Source organism: Nereida ignava, from assembly GCF_001049735.1.
GTDB classification, from domain to species: Bacteria; Pseudomonadota; Alphaproteobacteria; order Rhodobacterales; family Rhodobacteraceae; genus Nereida; species Nereida ignava.
The window spans coordinates 107,084-126,724 of the sequence record NZ_CVPC01000004.1 but is presented as its reverse complement, the minus strand read 5'-3'; the positions used below and the strand labels follow the sequence as shown (position 1 = coordinate 126,724).

The following is a 19,641-nucleotide window of genomic DNA, read 5'->3' as shown; positions in this document are numbered from 1 at the left end:
TATCGCAATGCGTATGAAATATATTCAACTCTCCGAAGCCAAGGCCCTGCCGGTTTGGCGCCAGCCTGTTGCTCTGCTGTTTTTGATGGCGGCCGCGATGCCAATTGCCTTTTCCACATGGTCCGCACTGCTCAATAACTTTGTAATTGAGGTCGCGGGTTTTGACGGCAGTGACATCGGCTGGCTGCACACGGTGCGCGAAATTCCGGGCTTTTTTGCGATCGGGGTGATCGCTGTTTTGATGGTGATGCGTGAGCAGGTATTGGGAATTGTGGCGTTGGTTTTGCTGGGCGTTGCCACAGCTTTGACCGCAAAGTTTCCCTACATGGGCGGTATTTTGACCCTTACGATGCTCAGCAGCATCGGCTTTCATTATTATGAGACGGTGAACCAATCGCTTCAGTTGCAGTGGATTGATAAGGCGCGCGCGCCACAAACATTGGGCTGGATCATTGGCGCAGGGTCTGCGGCCACGTTGTCTGTCTATATCGGCCTGCAGTTTTTGTGGGAGCCGCTCGGCCTGAGTTATAACGCAGTCTACATGACAGGCGGTTTAATCACGGCGTGCCTCGCGATATTTGCGTATTTTGCCTATCCACAGTTTGAAAGCCCCAACCCACAGCGCAAGGAGTTCGTTTTGCGCAAAAGGTATTGGCTATATTATGCACTGCAGTTCATGTCCGGTGCGCGCCGCCAAATTTTTGTGGTTTTCGCAGCTTTCATGATGGTTGAGCGTTTTGGCTATAAAGTGGACGAGATCACAGGGCTTTTGATGATTACTTTGGTCGCGAACATGGTTTTTGCGCCGATGATCGGCAAAGTCGTCGCAGTCTTCGGCGAGCGCCGCGCATTGGCAGTTGAATATGTGGGGCTGTTCGTGGTTTTCGTGGCATATTCTGGCATCTATTACTTGGGATGGGGCGTCGTCTTGGCGGCGTCACTTTACGTGGTAAACCACCTGTTTTTCAGTCTTGCGTTGGCGATTAAAACGTATTTCCAGAAAATCGCTGATCCTGCAGATATCGCGCCCACTGCGGCCGTGGCGTTCACCATCAACCACATTGCAGCGGTCTTTTTGCCTGCTCTGTTAGGGTATGTGTGGCTGACATCACCAGGGCTGGTATTTATCTTGGCGGCGGGCATGGCTGGTTTGTCCCTTGGCCTGTCCTTGTTGATCCCGCGTCACCCGACACCTGGCAACGAAACTGTGTTTAGTCGCGTGCTGGCCGAACCGGCGACCTGACCCTATATCACTGACCAAAGAAGCTGCGGAATGGAGTTTTTGCGATGATGTTATTTCAAAGAAAAAAGATGCAGATGGTAAGCGCGCAAAATGCGCTTGCGGGTCGTGCTGATCCGATTGCAACAGCTGCGACACATTTTGTGTCGGGCCGCGATCTGACAATGGACGTGCCGACAGGCATGGAGGTTGTGCAGTTTGGAATGGGCTGTTTTTGGGGCGTTGAGCGGATTTTCTGGCAACTTGAAGGCGTGTGGTTAACCATGGTGGGCTACGCTGCGGGTCACACGCCGAACGCCACATATGATGAGGTCTGCACTGGCAAGACGGGGCACAACGAAGTGGTGCGCGTGGTTTATGATCCGGCGGTTATTTCGTTCCAAGAGTTGCTTGTTGCTTTTTGGGAAGGGCATGATCCGACCCAAGGTATGCGGCAGGGTAATGACCTTGGCACGCAGTACCGTTCGGGCATTTATTGTAGCACTGAGGCGCAAATGGTCGCGGCGTTACAAAGCAAATCTGCCTATCAGGAACGTTTGGATGCGGCGGGTTTTCCAGCGGTTACCACAGAAATTCTTGAGGCACCGACGTTTTATTTCGCGGAAGATTATCACCAGCAATATCTGGCGAAAAATCCTGCTGGATATTGCGGGATCGGCGGAACCGGCGTCAGCTGCCCTGCAGGACTTGATGCATGATTAACGTTTTTGACATTCTGGAGGGGTGCTCTTTCGATGTAGCTCAGGCTGAAGTAAATGCGAAATTCGCACCAGACGCCACAGTGCACCTTGCCTATCCGTTTGAAACGATGCCGGTCGCTGATTTTGCCGCGGCTGACGGAGCAGTTGGTGGCGGTTCCTCAAGCGGTGGGCCGTTGAGCGCGCTCTACACTGCGTTTCCCGATCTTGAGCGCCGTCCGTTTATCAAAATGCAGGGCGTTGATACCCATGGTCAAACATGGATCGGGCACTGCGGGCATTACGCGGGTAAATTTGCGGCACCCTTCTTGGACATCCCGCCCACGGCGCGCCTTGCAACAATGCGGTTTCATGAGTTCTTTCGCGTTGAAGGGGATCAGATCGTTGAAATGCAGGCGCTTTGGGACATTCCCGAATTGATGATGCAGGCCGGTGCATGGCCGATGTCGCCCAGCTTGGGCCGCGAGATGACGGTTTTTGGACCGTCAACCTGTGACGGTCTCCGCATTGAAGGGGATGGTGCTGCGGCATCTGCGGTGGTGGGCGATATGTTGCACCATCTCAGCTTTAACAACGACGGCGAAGAGGCGATGCGGCTTCCTGCGTTTTGGGATCCTCGCTGTAGTTGGTACGGGCCAGCAGGCATTGGGACCGCGCGCGGGATCGAAGGTTTTCGCAAGCACCACCAAATCCCGTTTTTGAATGCGATGCCTGACCGTAAAGGTGAGGTTGAGAAGGGGCATTATTTTGCGCAAGGCGACTATGTTGCTTTCACTGCATGGCCCGGCATGAATATGACGCTTGATGGTGGTGGATGGCTTGGAATTGCACCGTCGGGCAAGCGCATCACCATGCGCAGTCTTGATTTCTGGCGGGTGAAAGACGGTCTTATTCGTGAAAACTGGGTGCTTGTTGATTTGCTGGATGCTTACGCCCAGCTTGGCGTGGATGTTCTGGCGCGGATGCGTGAATTAACCTGGTAAGGGCGCGCGCCTCAAAAGTATCACGGTGAAAGTGGCGGTGTTAAACGAACGGCACCGCCATATCTGCGGATCAGCTGAGAAATCTCATTACATGTCTCGACATTTAAGGCGATCACCCTAAGGGGATTGTCAGGTGTAAATCTTGGGCGTAGGGTAATCTTGCAAACCTATGCAAGAGTGAGTCTGAGCCATGATCCCCAACACCCCGTCGTTCCGTCTTGATGGCAAACGTGCACTGGTTACTGGCGCATCGCGTGGTATCGGTTTGGGCTGTGCTGCCGCTTTGGCGCAAGCAGGCGCGCATGTGGTGATGGCTGCGCGTGGCATGTCCGAGTTGCAGGCCGCCACAGATGAAATGGCCGCTCAGGGCCTTTCTGTTGAAGCAGTTCAGCTTGATGTGACAGACCTTGAAGCTGTGCGTGAAGTGCTGAAAACACCTGTCGATGTTGTGTGTAACTCCGCTGGTATGGCGCGCCACGGTCCCGCGATTGATGCACGCCCTGAAGATTTTGATGCAGTGTCAGCGATTAATTTCAAAGCGGCGTATTTTCTTGCGCAAGAAGCGGCCAAAGGCATGCAGAACGGTGGCTCGATCATCCAGATCAGCAGCCAGATGGGCCACGTCGGCGGGATGGAACGGGCCGTATATTGCGGCACAAAACATGCCGTTGAGGGCATGACTAAGGCGATGGCCATCGAATGGGGGCCGCGCAACATTCGCGTGAACACCATTTGTCCGACGTTTATTCGCACACCGTTGACCGAAGCCACTTTTGAAGATCCAGCAAAGCGCGCGTGGATCGAAGAAAAGATTAAACTGCCCCGTGTGGCTGAGATCGAAGATATCATGGGCGCCGTAGTTTTTCTGGCCACGGACGCCAGTGCGATGGTCACGGGAACGTCTATTTTAGTGGACGGCGGCTGGACTGCGGGATGAGGTGTGCGCGCCCCAATGGTGCCCAATGAAGGGTAAAGTCACCTCGTTTGATGTGGCGCAGCGGGCGGGTGTAAGCCAGTCTGCTGTCAGCCGCGTTTTCAGTGGTGCCAGCGCCAGCAAGGCGACCCAAGACAAAGTACGCAGCGCCGCTGATGCCCTTGGATACCGGCCCAATAGGTTGGCGCGCGGGTTAATTACGGGGCGCTCAAAGATCATCGGGTTGGTCGTGGCTTACCTTGATAATCAGTTTTATCCAGATGCGCTTGAGCGGCTTAGTAATGTGCTCAAAGAGCAAGGTTACCACATCTTGATATTTACAACCAAAGGCCGCGGCGAAGAGGTCAAACAGACTTTTGATCAGTTAATGGATTATCAGGTGGACGGCATCATCGCTGCAAGCGTGGGCATCAGTGACGAGCTGACCAATAGATGCGCTGCTGCTGGTATCCCACTGGTCCTTTTTAACCGTGGTCAACGGGGCGGTGCATTGGCTCAGGTCACCAGCGACAACCTTCAAGGTGCGGCCAAGATTGCGTCGTTTCTCGTTAAAGGCGGGCATCGGCGGATCGGTCATATTTCGGGTTGGATGGGCTCGATCACGGGCCAAGACCGCGCGCAGGGCTTTGCAAGTGGGCTACAAGCGGCGGGATCAGAGCTGGTGCATCAGATTGATGGGATGTACCGCCGTGATACTGCGGCTGAGGCGGCAGAAACTCTTGTGAGCGAGCACGGTTGCGACGCAATTTTTGTGGGTAATGATCACATGGCGTTCGCAGTGATGGATCATTTGCGCGGTGCAATGAAGATATCTGTGCCAAATGATGTTTCGATCGTTGGATATGATGATGTCTCCATGGCGGCGTGGGGGGCGTATGAGCTGACGACCCTTCGTCAGCCCGTAAACCGTATGGTTCATGCAACCGTCGACACTCTTTTAGCGATGATTGAGGACGCAGATGCCTCTGCAGATCAAATTACAATTGATGGACCCCTCGTGGTCAGAACTTCAGCCAAAGTACCAAAGGAAAACTGATGCGCGGCTTCGACAATAAATTCAAAGATTTCCCTGATTATATCATCGGCATTACCAAAGAGGTTTGGGAAGATCGCGGCCTGGGCGAAGCGATGGAGCGCTATTACCACCCTGATGTCTACGTCCGGATGCCCGGTGTGTTTGCGCGCGGTGAAAAGGGTGCGACGGCGGCGACGATGGCAACGCTGGTTCAGTTTCCTGATCGTACTTTGCTCGGGGAAGACGTAATTTGGTGCGGCACGCCGGAAGAGGGGATGTTGTCGTCTCACCGGATCCGCTCAACGGCGACGCATCTTGGGGACGGCGCATTCGGCGCGCCTACGGGCCGCAAGGTGGTTAGCCTCGCGCTGGCAGACTGTTTTGCTCAAGACAACATGATCTCTGACGAATGGCTGATCCGCGATAATGGCGGCATTGTACGGCAACTTGGCTATGAGCCACGGGAATTTGCAGCCGAGCGTTTGAACGAGATGACGCCGTTCACCCCTGCGATTGACGAAGACGGTCCCTACCTTGGACGCGGCAACGACAATGAATGGGGCGCTAAGACCGCCAGTCTCATCGAGCGGATGATGCGCGCAGAATTCAGCGTAATCAGTCGTGAATATGATCGCGGCGCACAGCTTGAATACGCGGGCAATAAGAAAGGTCACAGCCACGAGTTTGCTGATGCATTCTGGCTTGGGCTTCGCTCTGCGTTCCCTTCTGCAGAATTCAAACTGAACCACGTTATCGGTCGCGAAGATCCGATGATGCCGCCACGTGCCGCGGTGCGCTGGTCACTGGACGGCAAACACGACGGATGGGGCATGTTCGGAAAACCCACCGGTGCGCCGGTCCACGTGATGGGCATCACCCACGTGGAATACGGGCCTTGGGGCCTGCGCCGCGAGTGGACGCTGATTGATGAAGTCGCCATCTGGGCGCAAATTTTGAAACACCAAGGCTGAGCCAGCCACTATACTACGGGAAGACCAACATGACTGATTTGTCAGATCGCATCGTTCGCTACGGCGAACTTAAACCCTGCCGGACCGCATTTATTGATGCACATACGCCGGGTTCTGATCAAAAAGAGAATTTCACAATCATTGGGGGCGGCGTGTCTGAAAGCGCCGACCAGCACGTCCATATTTCTGATCAGATCGGCTTTAACATCGGTGCTGCCGGACAGCCGCCTAAGTGCCGCAACTCTCTGCACAGCCACCGCACTGCAGAGGTTTTCTTTGTCCTTAAAGGCAAGTGGCGCTTTTTCTGGGGCCGTTGGGGTGATGCAGGTGAAGTCACTTTGGAAGCGGGCGACATCTTTAATATTCCAACAGGTATTTTCCGCGGGTTTGAAAACATCGGTGACGACTACGGCATGATCATGGCCATCTTGGGCGGTGATGATGCAGGCGGCGGCGTAATTTGGGCGCCGCAAGTCATTGAGGATGCGGGTGCGCACGGTTTGGTTCTGGGCGACAACGGACGTCTTTATGACACCAAAAAAGGGGAAACTTTACCTGATGGGGTTGTTCCGATGCCGGTGCTGAGTGACGCGGAATTGGCTGCGTTTCCTGAACCCACCACATCCGAAGTCGTGCCGAGATATGTGGCGCGGTATTACGACATGCTTGCATTAGCGGACAAACAGCCCGCGCGTGTTATCGGTGAGCACGGGATGCTCATTGATAAGCCTGGCTTTGATGTGGACATGATTGGCCGCGGCTCCCTGCCTGATGCTGGATACACCACGGAAAAGCATGAGGTGCTTATGGGCATGACCGGCCATTGGAAAGTGAATGTCGAAGGCTTTGAAACGGTTCTGGCCCCGGGGGACACTTTTGCTATTCCGCCCAACAAAGCACGTACCATCACACCTGCGATGACAGGCGAGGCAGCGCTTTACCGTGTGAGTGCTACGGATGACGCTGCCGGCCTTACTTGGGTCCAGTAAAATGATTGGCCTTGCCCGACTATCGGGTTGAGGGCAGGGCCAAAATGCCTAGTGTGGCGTTGAATAATTTTGGGGATATCAGATGGTTAAAACAACGCACGTAGGCTCACTTCCGCGGGTTCAAGAAGTGGTGGATTTCATTTTCGCCCGCGAAAAAGAACAGCCATACGATCAAGCCGCATTTGACAACTGCATGACAAAGGCAGTCGATGATGTAGTTGCGCGCCAAGTGGCCGCGGGCGTTGATATCGTCAGTGATGGTGAGACATCCAAGATCAGCTATGCGACCTACGTCAAAGATCGCTACACCGGCTTTGACGGTGACAGCCCCCGCAATGCGCCTGCTGATTTGAAGCTGTTTCCCAAGTTTCTTGAGCGCCAAGCCCAAGGTGGCGGCACCCCTACATATAACCGCCCCATGTGTGTGGGCGAGGTGAAGGCCAAACCTGTTGATGATCTGGCTAAAGATATCGCAAACCTGAAAGCCGCGATGCAAAAGCATGGCGCGTCTGAGGGCTTTATGAATGCCGCGTCCCCCGGTGTGATCAGCCTCTTTTTGCAAAACGACTACTACCCCACGCGCGAGGCCTATTTGGCAGCGCTCGCGGATGTAATGCGCGCTGAGTACCGCGCTATTGTTGATGCGGGCCTGTACCTGCAGCTTGATTGTCCTGATCTGGCCTTGTCGCGCCACATGCTGTTCCAAGACCTGACCGATGCGGAGTTTTTGAAAATCGCAGCGGGCCACGTTGAGGCGCTGAACCACGCCCTTGAAGGGATCGACCCGTCACGTGTCCGCGTCCATATTTGTTGGGGCAACTACGAGGGACCGCACGTGTGCGACATTGATATGGACACGGTCTTTAGCACGCTAATGTCGGTTGGTGCTGATCAGTTGCTTTTTGAAACATCAAACCCGCGTCACGCCCACGAATGGACAGTGTTCCGCGATCGCGTCTCTGAAATCCCTGACAGCAAAATCTTGGTACCAGGTGTTGTTGACACAACGACGAACTTTGTTGAGCACCCCCAGCTGGTTGCTGAACGCATTGCCAAGTTTACCAATATCGTCGGTGCAGACCGTGTGATCGCTGGTAGTGACTGCGGCTTTGGCACGTTTGCGGGCTTTGGTGCCGTTGATCCGGACATTGCATATGCAAAACTTGGTTCACTTAGTGAAGGAGCCAAGTTGGAAAGCGCATGAGCGAACCAATTGTATTTTTACCCGGTATGATGTGTGATGCGCGGCTGTTTGGGCCGCAGTTGGCGGCGATGTCGTCAACACATGCTGTGATGGTCGCGCCCATCACACAAGGTGAGCGGGTTGAGGATATCGCAGGTGCGCTTCTTGATCTGCTGCCGCGCCGGTTTGCACTGGCGGGCCTGTCGATGGGGGGCATCGTCGCGATGGAGTTGATGCGCCGCGCGCCCGAGCGGATCACGCGGCTTTGCTTACTGGATACGAACCCGCTTGCCGAAATTCCTCAAGTTGCTGCAATGCGCGAACCGCAGATTGTTGCGGCGAAAACGGGCCGTTTGCTTGAGGTCATGCGCGACGAAATGAAGCCCAACTATTTAGCACCGGGTCCTGCACGCCAAGATGTGCTTGATCTGGTGATGGAAATGGCGCGGACCCTTGGGCCTGATGTATTCATCCGTCAGTCTCGCGCGCTACAGCGCCGCCGCGACCAGCAAGGCACCCTGCGCCGTGTACATGTGCCGACCATGGTCATTTGCGGCGAACATGATGCGCTGTGTCCTGTGCGACGCCACACGTTTATGGCCGAGCTGATCGTAAACGCGCGGCTTCACGTGCTGGAAAACGCGGGCCACTTGCCGACGCTTGAGACACCTGATGAGGTCATTGACCTACTCTATGACTGGATGAACATGCCTACGGCAGCTTAAGCCGCCCGCGTTATCTTGGTTGGTAGGCAGCGGTGCGTTCGTCTGCGGTAAGAGTATAGGGTGTAACAACCGGTTCCATCGTGGATGCGTCGAAAAAGGGCGTGTCACGCCACCTTCCCGAGATACGCTCACGGGCCATGCGGCCAATCATTCGGCTCAGCATTCCGACCATATTCTTATGCGTGGTTTTTCCGTCCTTTTTAACAAAACCTTGTGCGCGCACAGGGCCAAGCGCTTCCGGGTTATCAACATTGCTTGCAACAACGCCCACCACGGGCAGCTTCGGGCTGGCCATGGTGTTATACATCGGTGTGTCGCAGCATTTCGCATACCAGCGCAGCAGCCCGCCGGATTTATGAAGCCGCAGCACACTCAGGTTCTCACCACCCGATAGGATTTTCAGGTTTGACGGGCTGGTTTGATAAAGATCAATCGCCGTATCTTTGGGGTCATGTACGCCGTGGTGATTGTTGGTGGCGTGGCAATCATCGCAATCACAGGAGGCATGAAAGCCGTGTTGCGGTCTCACATTTAACAGTTTTGCCGAAAGCGCGCCGCAGCTGCAGCTGAGCGTTACATCACTAGTCATGAATGACCCCGTTTAAAGTTAAGCCGCAGAGTTCGAATTTGCAGCGTCAGTACTCGTTGTTCGTGCGTTGCTGGCCATAAAATCGATGACCAACGGACGGATATTCTCGCGCCATTTGCGGCCTGCAAAAATGCCATAGTGACCTGCGCCTGGCTCCAAATGACTAGCCTTTTTCGCATCAGGCAGGCCAGTCAATAAATCGAGAGCAGCAAGACATTGCCCAGGCCCTGAAATGTCGTCGTTCTCGCCTTCCACGATTTTGACAGCAACATCGGTGATCTTGCTGATGTCTACTTTCGTGCTGTTCACCGTGAAACAGTTACGTGCAATTTCGCGTTCTTTGAAAATGCGTTCAACCGTTGAAAGGTAAAACTCGGCGGTCATGTCCATGACGGCAAGGTATTCGTCATAAAATACGTTATGCTTGTCGTGGTCTCCGGCCTCGTCGCGGGCAACGCGGGCGATTTGATCGCCAAATGCTGCTGCGTGCTTTTCAAGGTTCATCGAGATGAACGACGAAAGCTGCAGTAAGCCGGGGTATACTTTGCGCCCAACACCTTTGTATTTGAAACCGACCCGCTGGATCATTGTTTCATGCAACTGCCCCATTGAGACCGAGTGGCCAAAGTCCGTCACATCAGTTGGGTTTGCATCAGGATCCACAGGCCCGCCGATCAAAGTCAGGCTGGCTGGCTGTGCGTCTGGGTTTTCTTGTGCAAGATAAGCCGTTGCCGCTAGCGCAAGCGGTACGGGCTGACACACCGCAACCACGTGTGTTTCTGGCCCAAGTTCGCGCATAAAGTCCGCCAGATAGAGCGTGTAGTCTTCCACATCGAACTTACCCGCGCTGACGGGAATGTCGCGGGCGTTGTGCCAATCTGTGATGTAGACCTCGCAATCAGGCAGCAGGCTCAAAACAGTTGATCGCAGCAATGTTGCATAGTGGCCGGACATTGGCGCGGCGAGCAGCACTTTGTGGCGTTTCTTTTTGCGACCGGGAATATGAAAGTGTAGCAGATCACCAAAATCGCGCGCCATGACGACACGTGGCTCAACCAGACGGTCTTGGCCTTTTGCGTTGGTGAAATGCGCGATGTCCCAGTCAGGTTTGACGGTCATGCGCGAAAAACTGCGTTCGGTAACTTCGCCCCATGCACGGACCCAGTCCAGCATCGGGTTGGGCATGGCGGCCGTTGCAGGGTAGGATGTAAGGGCGCGCGCGGATGCACCAAGCCACTGGTTGGTGTTTCGAACCGTCTCCATCCAGTCATACATTGCCATATATTTCATGTTCGTCTCCTGCATCGGTTCACGCATGCGCTACGTTGATGTATGGTAACACATAGTGGGGCTGCTTTGGGAACAAAGCATGTGTTATGCTGCGACTGCACGGTATGGGGCTTAGATCGATATGACAACCAAAGAAACTTCTATCAGTGGGGGTCCTTCTGAAACAATCGATCGACCAAATGACCTTTTGGTTGGTGGGCACTCAACAAAACTTGCGCAAAACCTATCGAAAGTCGAAGAATTGTCCAAACGGCTCACTGCTGCAGTGCAGCACAAGCGGCAGGTAAATCCCTCGCTTGAGGGGCCGGGCCAAGACTTGATGTTGAAGGCCGCTGCCAGTTTTTGGAGCGAGGCGGTTCGTGATCCATCAAAACTGTTTGAACAGCAGGTTGCCTTTTGGGGCAAATCAATGGCGCATTTCGTTGAGGCGCAGAGTGCGCTGGCGGCAGGAAAGCTTGAAGCACCAGCCGACGAGACCCCTTCTGATGGCAGGTTCTCCAACCCGCTGTGGCAGAGCCATCCGTATTTTAACTTCATCAAGCAACAATACATGATGAACGCACAAGCGATGTCTGATGCGGTTGACGCGCTTGATGGGTTGGCCCCCGAAGACCGCAAGCGCGTGTCATATTTCACTCAGCAAATTGTGGATATGATGGCGCCCACGAACTTTTTGCAGACCAACCCAGATGCGCTTGAGCGTGCGGTGGAAACCGATGGTGCCTCGCTGGTGCAAGGCCTGGAAAATTTGGTGCGCGATATTGAGGCAAACGACGGTGATCTTCTGGTTACGCTTGCGGACAAAAATGCATTCACGGTTGGTGAAAACCTCGGAACATCCCAAGGTAAGGTGGTTTTTCGTAACCGCATGTTTGAGCTGATCCAATACACGCCGACCACAGACGAGGTTCATGAGACGCCACTGATCATCTTTCCGCCTTGGATTAACAAGTTCTATATTCTCGATCTGAAAGAGCAAAACAGCCTGATCAAATGGATCGTCGATCAAGGGTTTACGCTGTTCGTTGTCTCATGGGTAAACCCAGATGACAGCTATGCAGACGTCGGGATGGAGGAGTATGTCGAGAGCGGGTATTTGACAGCCATCGAGCAGGTTAAGCAAATTTGTGATGTCAAATCGGTCAATGCTGTCGGGTACTGTATCGCGGGGACCACGCTGTCGTTGACTTTGTCATTGCTGAAAAAGCGCGGCGATACGTCGGTGAACGCGGCTAGCTTTTTCACGACCCTCACGGATTTTTCTGATCGTGGTGAAGTGGGTGTTTTCCTTAACGATGATTTTGTTGACGGTATTGAATACCAGTGCAGCAAAGACGGCATTTTGGACAGCTATTACATGTCCCGCACGTTCAGCTATCTGCGTTCGAACGATCTGATTTATCGTCCGGCGATCCGCAGTTACATGTTGGGCGAGGCCCCGCCCGCGTTCGATCTACTTTATTGGAACGGCGATAGCACCAACCTTCCGGGCAAGATGGCGATCCAGTATTTGCGCGGCCTGTGCCAGCGCGATGAGTTTGCCTCAACTGGGTTTGAGCTGTTGGGCGAAACCCTTCACATCAGCGATGTGACGGTCCCTGTTTGCGCCATTGCTTGTGAGACCGATCATATTGCTGCGTGGAAATCCAGCTATGCCGGCATTCAGAAGATGGGCAGCACAGACAAAACGTTCATTCTGTCCCAGTCAGGACATATCGCGGGCATCATCAATCCGGTGAGCCGCAACAAATATGGGCACTACCTAAATCCTGACATGTCAGGCACCGCCGAAGCGTGGCAAGAGGCGGCCGAGTTCACGCCGAAATCTTCGTGGTGGCCGACGTGGGGCGATTGGCTGGCAACCCGTTCCGGCAAGATGTGCAAGGCGCGTATGCCTGGCGAGGCGACTCACAAAGTGATTTGTGACGCGCCGGGGACATATGTGCTGCCAAAATAATTTACGCATCTGAAGCCTGCCTTGGGGCTGCGTTTCGCTAGTTCTTTGATTGTTAACCTCTTTTTTGTCCAATGCTGCATTGCAGAAAAAGCTTGATTTGCTGCGATGCAGCATGTATCAATACTACAGACGCAGAAAACAGCAGGGTTGTCTTGCTGGCGAATTTAAGAGGTATGACCAATGGCACAAGATTTCACAGCCGCAATGAAAGACATGATGGGCGCATTCCCTGTGGATACATCCGCAATGACAGACGCGTTCAAAACGCAGGCTTCATTGTCTGAAAAACTTTCCGCAGTTGCATTGAGTGCAGCAGACCAATCTTCCGAGATTTCTGCAAAATGGACCAAAGAAACGCTGACTAAGCTTTCTGGTGTTACCAAAGCACAAGCCGAGCCTGCTGATTACGCAAAAGCGATGACAGATTTCGCCTCTGCTTCTGCAGAAGCCTCTGCTGAATACATGGCAGCTTTCGCAGAAGTTGCGAAAAAAGTTCAGATAGAAACAGTCGAGTTGGTTTTGGCTGCTGGCAAAGACATGTCGGACGAGACAACAGCAGCAGTTAAAAAAGCGACTGCTGATGCGACTGCGGCAACGAAAAAAGCCACATCTAAGTAAATAGCCCCTTAGGCTCATCCGCGTCATTCCTCCAAATTACTGACGCGGATACAAAAGAGCGGGTGCCAGCTTTGGCGCCCGCTTTTTCTTTGCGGTACGTTCCCTGTGCAGTCTGTGCTGCGCCGCAGCTTTGAACGATCACAAGATCTCTTTCCTTTTTTGCTGCACGCGCATAGGCTAATCGCCAGTGAACCATCTTGGGAGGATCGTCGCGTGGCTGAAGAAAAATCGACATTGCTAATTAAGCGCTACGCAAGCCGCAGGCTCTATAACACCGAGACCAGCGATTACGTGACCCTCGAAGATATCGCGAGCTTCATTCGTGAAGGCCGCGAAGTTCAGATTGTCGATTTGAAATCAGGCGATGATTTAACCCGCCAGTATTTGCTGCAGATTATCGCAGATCACGAAAGTCGCGGTGAAAGCGTTTTACCTGTTGGTGTGCTCAATGATTTGGTGCGTAGCTATACGACCCAGACCGCCAGCGTTGTTCCGCAGTTTTTGCAGATGTCGTTTGATATGCTTCGTGATGGGCAATCAAAAGTGGTTGATAGCATGAGCACAATCAATCCAATGGCCAAAATGCCCGGATTTGAGGCGATGCAAGCCCAACAAGAAGCCTTCATGAAGGCAATGACCAGCGGCATGACTGGATTTGCGACACCGCCTGCTGCGAAAGACGAAGCCCCCGCGCCAAAGGGCGAAGACCTAAGCGATATCAAAAAGCAACTGGCAGAGCTGCAAGATAAACTTTCCAAACTGTCCTAGTCCATGCGCGCATCTCAAGACCGTTTCACCCTCTGGGGCATCGAAGTATTTTTGGCTACTGTCGAGGAGGCAAGCATCAGTGCGGCCGCACGCAGGCTTGGCACATCTCCGGCCACGGTTAGTCAGCAGTTGACCAATCTTGAAGGCGCCATCGGGGTCACTCTGTTGAACCGCTCGCATCGCCCCGTGCTGCCAACCCCTGCTGGTGAGACGTTCCGGCTGCGCGCACAAAACATCGTTAACGAGGCAACACAAGCACGCAGTGAACTGGCTCTTGATGGGCAGGCGCTGACCAGCTTTCGCCTTGGGATGATTGAGGATTTTGATGCAGATGTGACACCGCGCCTTCTGTCTGGCATGGCCAATGATCTGAAAGGGTGTCAGTTCTTGTTAGAGACGGGGGCCTCGCACCGGCTGTTTGATCTGCTGGACGCCCGCGCGCTGGATATTGTCGTGGCTGCAGATGTTGGTGCATCCGGCGAGTGGATGGATGTGCACCCATTGATGAGGGAAGACTTCATCGTTGCCGTGCCCAAAGGCCAACCCACAGACGCTGACGCGCTTAAGAAAATGCCTCTTATTCAGTACACGCAGCGCCACCACATGGGCCGCTCGATCACGGCTCATTTGGCGCGACAGCGGCTGAACCTTGCACATCAGTTTGAACTCGATAGCTATCACGCGATCATGGCGATGGTGGCTGCAGGGCAGGGTTGGACTATTTTCACACCCCTCGGCTGGCTGCGCGCAGACCGGTTCCGCGAACAGGTTGATGTGGCCCCGCTGCCCTTTGGCGCGTTAAGCCGGACAATCAGCCTGACGGCGCGTCGCGGTATTTTGCGTGATATGCCTGAACAAACGGCTGCACGCCTCAAAGGCCATCTTGATGAGATGATCGTTAAACCGGCATCACAGCGGCACCCGTGGCTTAGGGATGCGCTGACCATTTTGTAGCGCGCGTCACTGTTACGTGGCTAATTCAACTCGCCGCTAGGCAATGAGTTTAGCAATATTTCTCCGATCATGTCGCAGTCTTGCGGTGTCAGGCGTGCGGGCAACCTAACATCACAGGCGCGCATCAGCATCGCGCGGGTTTTGGGTAGCTCTGGGGTATCATTCAAAAACTGCCAGTTCCAAAATGCGCGCGCGTTGTTTGCTGACATGCCAAAGACCTGTACTTTGATGCCTTGTGCGTCCGCGCGGCAGACAAAGTCGGTGACCGCAGCATCAGTCATATCGGTCAGATTGAATTGGATGCTGTCAGGTGCGCGGTTTTCGGGGTCAAGTTTTTCGGGCACCGTCACATTGGGGTGGCGATTTAGCTGTTCGGCTAGCCGGTCATGATTGCGCCGCCCGTCCGCAACACGCCGCGCAATTTCCGGCAGTTGCGCGCGCACGATCGCCGCAGACATGTTGGACAGCCGCAAATTATAAATCGGCAGTTTGTTTTGCCACTTTTCAACGGTTTCAGCGGCGATATCGTGTTTCTCCCAAGCGTGCTCATAGGCACCGGACATGATGGTGGCGCGCGCAACCAAGTCCGCATCATCAGTAATCAAAATGCCGCCCTCACCAGCATTGAGGAGCTTGTAGGATTGAAACGAAAAGCATCCGACCCGCCCTAACGTACCAATGTTTTTGCCGTGCCATGTCGTACCCAAGGAATGTGCAGCATCCTCAATAACTGGGATATCGCGCGCATCACAAAGACGCATAATGGCGTCCATGTCAGAGGTATGGCCGCGCATATGGCTGATGATGACAGCACTGATATCTTGATCAAGTTTGCCCGCAAAATCGTTCAGATCAATCCGGTAGTTTTCGCCAACTTCACAAAGGACTGGAACACATTCCGCGTGGACCACAGATGATGGTACGGCTGCGAATGTGAAAGCAGGAATAAGAACCCGCGCATCACGCGGCAGGTTTAGCGCCTTAAGGGACAGAAATAATGCCGCTGAACATGATGACACCGCCAGCGCGTATGTACTGCCAAGCTGTACGGCAAACTCTCGTTCGAGCAGAGTGACGGGTGCGTTCTGGGATGTATAGCGGAACAGATCGCCTGAGCTAAGAAGCCGCTCGATTTCATCGCGCACAGCGGCGGGGATGGGTTCGGCTGCGTGAAGGTCAGAGGGCGCTTTGGTGGGCTGAGCTTGATCTAGCATTTTTATACGTTCCGAAAACTAATTTCGATAATTGTAAAATACTAAAAGCTATCGGTCTATAAATATTGAGCGCCGCGGCAATACGACCGGGGCGTGTTGTTGTCTTGGACCTGTGTCAGAAGATGGGTGGGCTGTGCGCTTAGTGAAACAGCCTGTCTTTGAGCGCCATCCACCGCATTGCGGCGTTGGTAATTAGTCCGCCAAGAACAGCGCCGCCCGGAAGCGCGGGCGACGGAAGGTTTTGCAGCATGTCAAACTCACCGGTATCGCCGCGCATCGCGTTCACACAGGCTCGGCCCGCAAAAGTGGCAAGCACAAGCCCGTGGCCTGAGTAGCCGCCCGCACTGTAATGCCCGTCCACGACTTGGCCCACAAATGGTAAACGTGTTGCGGTAACGGCGAGGGTGCCGCCCCATTTGTGGCTAAATTTGACGTCAGAGAGTTCTGGATAAATTTCAGATAGCTGCTTTCTGACGCGCGGCTCAATCTCGCCAAAGCGTTTGCCGTAGCTTTCTCCACCCCCAAAAATAAGTCGTCCGTCACGGGATTGCCAAAAGTAATTCAGCACGAACTTGCTGTCATACACGGCCATTAGTTTCTTGATGGGCGCGCGCGCGCCAAGAGGCTCGGTTGCCGCGATATAATTGTTGATGGGCAATACGCGGGCGGCGGTTTTGCGGTTTAGATGCGCGCCGTAGCCATTTGTGGCTTGCAAGATGAACTTTGCCGAAACCGTGCCAGCATCTGTGCGCACGGTGTGGGGTGATCGGGCGGAATTGTGATCAGTACTGACGTCAATTTTATGAACTGTGGACCGTTCAAAGATCTGCACGCCAGCCGCGTCGCAGGCCCGCGCAAGCCCGAAGGCGTAGCGAAGCGGGTGGCAATAGCCCGCATCCATATCAAGGACTGCGCCTGAGTAGGCTTTTGTTCCGATATGGGCCTCAACCTGTGCTGCGTCGCACATGGTGGTGTCATATCCAAAGCGTGCGCGCATTAACTCGGCTTCTTGAGCAAGCTCATCGGCTTTTTGCGCGGTAACGGCCGCTTGTAGCAAGCCTGCGGTGTAGTCAGCGTCAGGCGCGTGTTCGGCAAGCAGTGAGCGGGTGAGTTTTTTGGCGTCTTCGGTCATGGCCCAAAGTGCATCGGCGCGTTGTTTGCCAAATGTTTTGTCGAGCACGCTAACGTCCCAATTCAAGCCTGTTCCAACTTGGCCGCCGTTTCGTCCCGATGCGCCCCATCCCACACGGTGGGCGTCAAGAACAATGACCGACATGCCCGCTTTGGCTGCGTGAAGTGCAGCAGACAGACCCGTGTAGCCCGCGCCAATGATACACAGATCAGCGCGATGATCTCCGCGCAAAACAGGGTGCGGGGCAGGGGCATCAGCAGTTGCTGCGTACCAGCTTTCGGGCATCACACCCTGTGCTTCGTTTGCAAAAAGCCAGTTCATTCAGGTCATACATTGAGCAAAAGATGCTCACGCTCCCAAGGGCTGATTTGCTGCAAAAACTCTTCGTATTCCGTACGCTTTACGATGGAGTACACCCGTGCAAATTCAGGGTGCAGAATGTCTTTGAGCCGCTCTGCACTATCAAAAAGTTCAAGTGCTGCGAACAGGCCACGGGGGATGTCTTCATCCGCGTCATAGGCATCACCGCGGTATTCAGGGCGTGGCGCGCGTGCTTCTTCAAGGCCCATTAACCCACACGCCAAGGAGGCAGCAATCGCGAGGTACGGGTTACAATCCATGCCCGCCAACCTGTTTTCAACCCGCCGTGCAGCAGCATCGCTAATGGGCACACGGATGCCCGTTGTACGGTTATCACGAGCCCATTCCAGATTGATCGGCGCAGCCAGATCTTTGACGTACCGCCGATAGCTGTTCACGTAGGGCGCCAGCACGGCGATGGTTGAAGGCACGTGGTTTTGCAGCCCTGCGATAAAGTGGTAAAAAGCGTCAGTCTCACTACCATCTGCCGCAGAGAAGATGTTGTTGCCGTCTTGATCAAGGACCGAGTGGTGGATGTGCATCGCACTACCGGGCTCGCCCTCGATTGGTTTGGCCATGAAAGTTGCAAAGCAGTCGTGCTTCAGGGCTGCCTCGCGGATCAGGCGTTTGAAGTAGAACACTTCATCAGCAAGTTTGACCGGATCGCCGTGACGCAAGTTGATCTCTAGCTGCCCTGCGCCGCCCTCTTGGGTGATGCCGTCAATCTCAAATCCCTGCGCTTCGGCGAAATCGTAAATGTCGTCAATCACGGGGCCATATTCATCGACCGCTGACATTGAATACGCCTGGCGTGCGGCAGCTGGCCTGCCACTACGGCCCATCATTGGTTCAATCGGATTGGCGGGATTGGTGTTGCGACCAACCAGATAGAATTCCATCTCAGGGGCAACAACAGGGTTCAAGCCGCGTGCGTGATAGGCGGCAACAACCCGTTTCAATACGTTGCGCGGTGCCATTGGCACAGGTTCGCCCTCGCGGGTAACCGCATCGTGGATGACTTGCAGGGTCCAATCACCAGTCCACGGGGCGGCCGTGGCTGTGCTCATGTCGGGCACAAGGGTCATGTCCGGCTCAATCCAGCCTTCAGGGCCTGCGGCCTCGCCCCAACCACCGGCGATGGTCTGAAAGAAGATCGAATTGGGCAAAAAGAACTGGGATTGTTTTGCGAATTTCTTGGCGGGAACGGCTTTGCCGCGCGCGATGCCAGACAAGTCACCGATGATGCATTCGACTTCATCAAGACGGTTCTCGCCCAAGTAGTCGTGGAACGGTGTTGGAAGGTTTGCAGTCCATGTCATGGTGCGTTGTCTTTCAAAAAATGCGCCAGCATCCGCGCGACGACCCATTCATCATTTGGGGTATCCACATGTGCTTTGGCCTGCTCAATCAAAGCCGTCGGATACTGAGGATCTGTGCCGCGGGCGGCCAGATAATCCTGCAGCACAGCGTTAGTAATTTCAGGGTGCGCCTGCGTTGTCAAAATTCGGTCCTCATAGCGCAGCGCGGCGTTCTCACAAAAAGAAGACGTGGCCACAACTTTGGCTGTTTCAGGGCGCTTAACGACCTGATCTTGGTGCCACGCGTTGAACGACAGGGCCGTGCCTTCAAAATCATACGTGTGGCGGCCAACGGCCCAACCGCCAGCAAATTTCTCAACTGTACCGCCCAAGGCCTGCGCGATGATCTGATGCCCAAAGCAGATGCCCACCATGGGGCGATGGCTTTGATCTACTGCGCGGATGAATTCTTCGAGCGGCCGGATAAATGCATGATCTTCATAGGCGCCATGTTTGGACCCTGTAACCAGCCAACCGTCTGCAGTTAGATGATCTTCGGGCCACTCATCATCGACAACATTGAAAGTCGTGAAGCTGAACCCTTCACCGTCAAACATACGCGTGAACAGGGCGTCAAAGTCGCCATGGTTTGCGTTGACCAAGTCAGGGGTGTGACCGCATTGCAAAATACCGATGTGCATCGCGTGGTGTCCTTTGACTGCG

General features: G+C 54.2%; 19 protein-coding genes. 13 read left to right on the top strand and 6 right to left on the bottom strand.

Features of this window, described 5'->3' with window-relative positions:
* Window positions 1-13 precede the first annotated feature (13 nt).
* The 9 genes from NIG5292_RS04490 to NIG5292_RS04450 all read left to right on the top strand — a co-directional run bounded on the left by NIG5292_RS04490 (window position 14) and on the right by NIG5292_RS04450 (window position 8,738).
* Window positions 14-1,243, top strand: coding sequence for an MFS transporter (locus NIG5292_RS04490; RefSeq protein WP_048598341.1), 1,230 nt, complete (start codon window positions 14-16; stop codon window positions 1,241-1,243).
* A 44-nt stretch (window positions 1,244-1,287) separates the two neighbouring features.
* Window positions 1,288-1,938, top strand: a complete 651-nt coding sequence (gene msrA, locus NIG5292_RS04485) for a peptide-methionine (S)-S-oxide reductase MsrA (protein ID WP_048598303.1) — start codon at window positions 1,288-1,290, stop codon at window positions 1,936-1,938.
* Window positions 1,935-2,921 (top strand): ester cyclase, encoded by a 987-nt coding sequence (locus NIG5292_RS04480; protein ID WP_048598302.1) that lies wholly within the window; start codon window positions 1,935-1,937, stop codon window positions 2,919-2,921. Before msrA ends, NIG5292_RS04480 begins: the two co-directional genes overlap by 4 nt.
* Window positions 2,922-3,111: 190 nt before the next feature.
* Window positions 3,112-3,858, top strand: coding sequence for an SDR family NAD(P)-dependent oxidoreductase (locus NIG5292_RS04475; RefSeq protein WP_048598301.1), 747 nt, complete (start codon window positions 3,112-3,114; stop codon window positions 3,856-3,858).
* 25 nt (window positions 3,859-3,883) lie between these two features.
* Window positions 3,884-4,891, top strand: coding sequence for a LacI family DNA-binding transcriptional regulator (locus NIG5292_RS04470; RefSeq protein ID WP_048598300.1), 1,008 nt, complete (start codon window positions 3,884-3,886; stop codon window positions 4,889-4,891).
* Entirely contained in the window at window positions 4,891-5,841 is a 951-nt protein-coding gene (locus NIG5292_RS04465; protein WP_048598299.1) for a nuclear transport factor 2 family protein, read from the top strand. Before NIG5292_RS04470 ends, NIG5292_RS04465 begins: the two co-directional genes overlap by 1 nt.
* A 29-nt stretch (window positions 5,842-5,870) precedes the next feature.
* Window positions 5,871-6,830: a cupin domain-containing protein gene (locus NIG5292_RS04460; protein ID WP_048598298.1), complete on the top strand. Its 960-nt coding sequence runs from the start codon at window positions 5,871-5,873 to the stop codon at window positions 6,828-6,830.
* A gap of 82 nt (window positions 6,831-6,912) precedes the next feature.
* Window positions 6,913-8,034: a cobalamin-independent methionine synthase II family protein gene (locus NIG5292_RS04455; RefSeq protein WP_048598297.1), complete on the top strand. Its 1,122-nt coding sequence runs from the start codon at window positions 6,913-6,915 to the stop codon at window positions 8,032-8,034.
* Window positions 8,031-8,738: an alpha/beta fold hydrolase gene (locus NIG5292_RS04450; RefSeq protein WP_048598296.1), complete on the top strand. Its 708-nt coding sequence runs from the start codon at window positions 8,031-8,033 to the stop codon at window positions 8,736-8,738. The genes NIG5292_RS04455 and NIG5292_RS04450 overlap by 4 nt, the downstream gene beginning before the upstream one ends.
* A 10-nt stretch (window positions 8,739-8,748) precedes the next feature.
* Here NIG5292_RS04450 and NIG5292_RS04445 read toward each other — a convergent pair whose 3' ends face one another.
* On the bottom strand, window positions 8,749-9,327 hold the full coding sequence (locus NIG5292_RS04445) for a DUF6151 family protein (protein ID WP_048598295.1): 579 nt from the start codon (window positions 9,325-9,327) through the stop codon (window positions 8,749-8,751).
* Window positions 9,328-9,345: 18 nt separating this feature from the next.
* On the bottom strand, window positions 9,346-10,617 hold the full coding sequence (gene phaZ / locus NIG5292_RS04440) for a polyhydroxyalkanoate depolymerase (RefSeq protein WP_048598294.1): 1,272 nt from the start codon (window positions 10,615-10,617) through the stop codon (window positions 9,346-9,348).
* A 121-nt stretch (window positions 10,618-10,738) separates the two neighbouring features.
* Here phaZ and NIG5292_RS04435 point away from each other — a divergent pair, with 121 nt between their 5' ends.
* From NIG5292_RS04435 to NIG5292_RS04415, 4 genes are all read left to right on the top strand, one after another.
* A complete protein-coding gene (locus NIG5292_RS04435; protein ID WP_082136627.1) occupies window positions 10,739-12,574 on the top strand; it encodes a PHA/PHB synthase family protein in 1,836 nt (611 codons plus the stop codon).
* Window positions 12,575-12,754: 180 nt separating this feature from the next.
* Complete coding sequence (locus tag NIG5292_RS04430; protein ID WP_048598293.1) at window positions 12,755-13,192, top strand: hypothetical protein; 438 nt, start codon at window positions 12,755-12,757, stop codon at window positions 13,190-13,192.
* Window positions 13,193-13,405: 213 nt separating this feature from the next.
* Window positions 13,406-13,960, top strand: a complete 555-nt coding sequence (gene phaR / locus NIG5292_RS04420; protein ID WP_048598291.1) for a polyhydroxyalkanoate synthesis repressor PhaR — start codon at window positions 13,406-13,408, stop codon at window positions 13,958-13,960.
* A 3-nt stretch (window positions 13,961-13,963) separates the two neighbouring features.
* The gene (locus NIG5292_RS04415; RefSeq protein WP_048598290.1) at window positions 13,964-14,914 is read left to right on the top strand and encodes a LysR family transcriptional regulator; all 951 of its coding nucleotides are present in this window, start codon (window positions 13,964-13,966) and stop codon (window positions 14,912-14,914) included.
* Between the two features lie 20 nt (window positions 14,915-14,934).
* Here the strand turns inward: NIG5292_RS04415 and NIG5292_RS04410 are convergent, their stop codons facing one another.
* The 4 genes from NIG5292_RS04410 to NIG5292_RS04395 form a co-directional block, all read right to left on the bottom strand.
* Window positions 14,935-16,128: a DegT/DnrJ/EryC1/StrS family aminotransferase gene (locus NIG5292_RS04410; RefSeq protein ID WP_048598289.1), complete on the bottom strand. Its 1,194-nt coding sequence runs from the start codon at window positions 16,126-16,128 to the stop codon at window positions 14,935-14,937.
* A gap of 139 nt (window positions 16,129-16,267) precedes the next feature.
* The gene (locus NIG5292_RS04405; protein WP_048598288.1) at window positions 16,268-17,581 is read right to left on the bottom strand and encodes an NAD(P)/FAD-dependent oxidoreductase; all 1,314 of its coding nucleotides are present in this window, start codon (window positions 17,579-17,581) and stop codon (window positions 16,268-16,270) included.
* A 5-nt stretch (window positions 17,582-17,586) separates the two neighbouring features.
* Entirely contained in the window at window positions 17,587-18,939 is a 1,353-nt protein-coding gene (locus NIG5292_RS04400; protein WP_048598287.1) for a glutamine synthetase family protein, read from the bottom strand.
* Complete coding sequence (locus tag NIG5292_RS04395; protein WP_048598286.1) at window positions 18,936-19,619, bottom strand: type 1 glutamine amidotransferase; 684 nt, start codon at window positions 19,617-19,619, stop codon at window positions 18,936-18,938. The genes NIG5292_RS04400 and NIG5292_RS04395 overlap by 4 nt, the downstream gene beginning before the upstream one ends.
* Window positions 19,620-19,641 lie beyond the last annotated feature (22 nt).

Bases quoted from the DNA above. Each gene is read 5' to 3' on its own strand.
- NIG5292_RS04490 (WP_048598341.1), top strand. From the start codon at position 14: ATGAAATATATTCAACTCTCCGAAGCCAAGGCCCTGCCGGTTTGGCGC.
- msrA (WP_048598303.1), top strand. From the start codon at position 1,288: ATGATGTTATTTCAAAGAAAAAAGATGCAGATGGTAAGCGCGCAAAAT.
- NIG5292_RS04480 (WP_048598302.1), top strand. From the start codon at position 1,935: ATGATTAACGTTTTTGACATTCTGGAGGGGTGCTCTTTCGATGTAGCT.
- NIG5292_RS04475 (WP_048598301.1), top strand. From the start codon at position 3,112: ATGATCCCCAACACCCCGTCGTTCCGTCTTGATGGCAAACGTGCACTG.
- NIG5292_RS04470 (WP_048598300.1), top strand. From the start codon at position 3,884: ATGAAGGGTAAAGTCACCTCGTTTGATGTGGCGCAGCGGGCGGGTGTA.
- NIG5292_RS04465 (WP_048598299.1), top strand. From the start codon at position 4,891: ATGCGCGGCTTCGACAATAAATTCAAAGATTTCCCTGATTATATCATC.
- NIG5292_RS04460 (WP_048598298.1), top strand. From the start codon at position 5,871: ATGACTGATTTGTCAGATCGCATCGTTCGCTACGGCGAACTTAAACCC.
- NIG5292_RS04455 (WP_048598297.1), top strand. From the start codon at position 6,913: ATGGTTAAAACAACGCACGTAGGCTCACTTCCGCGGGTTCAAGAAGTG.
- NIG5292_RS04450 (WP_048598296.1), top strand. From the start codon at position 8,031: ATGAGCGAACCAATTGTATTTTTACCCGGTATGATGTGTGATGCGCGG.
- NIG5292_RS04445 (WP_048598295.1), bottom strand. From the start codon at position 9,327: ATGACTAGTGATGTAACGCTCAGCTGCAGCTGCGGCGCGCTTTCGGCA.
- phaZ (WP_048598294.1), bottom strand. From the start codon at position 10,617: ATGAAATATATGGCAATGTATGACTGGATGGAGACGGTTCGAAACACC.
- NIG5292_RS04435 (WP_082136627.1), top strand. From the start codon at position 10,739: ATGACAACCAAAGAAACTTCTATCAGTGGGGGTCCTTCTGAAACAATC.
- NIG5292_RS04430 (WP_048598293.1), top strand. From the start codon at position 12,755: ATGGCACAAGATTTCACAGCCGCAATGAAAGACATGATGGGCGCATTC.
- NIG5292_RS04415 (WP_048598290.1), top strand. From the start codon at position 13,964: ATGCGCGCATCTCAAGACCGTTTCACCCTCTGGGGCATCGAAGTATTT.
- NIG5292_RS04410 (WP_048598289.1), bottom strand. From the start codon at position 16,128: ATGCTAGATCAAGCTCAGCCCACCAAAGCGCCCTCTGACCTTCACGCA.
- NIG5292_RS04405 (WP_048598288.1), bottom strand. From the start codon at position 17,581: ATGAACTGGCTTTTTGCAAACGAAGCACAGGGTGTGATGCCCGAAAGC.
- NIG5292_RS04400 (WP_048598287.1), bottom strand. From the start codon at position 18,939: ATGACATGGACTGCAAACCTTCCAACACCGTTCCACGACTACTTGGGC.
- NIG5292_RS04395 (WP_048598286.1), bottom strand. From the start codon at position 19,619: ATGCACATCGGTATTTTGCAATGCGGTCACACCCCTGACTTGGTCAAC.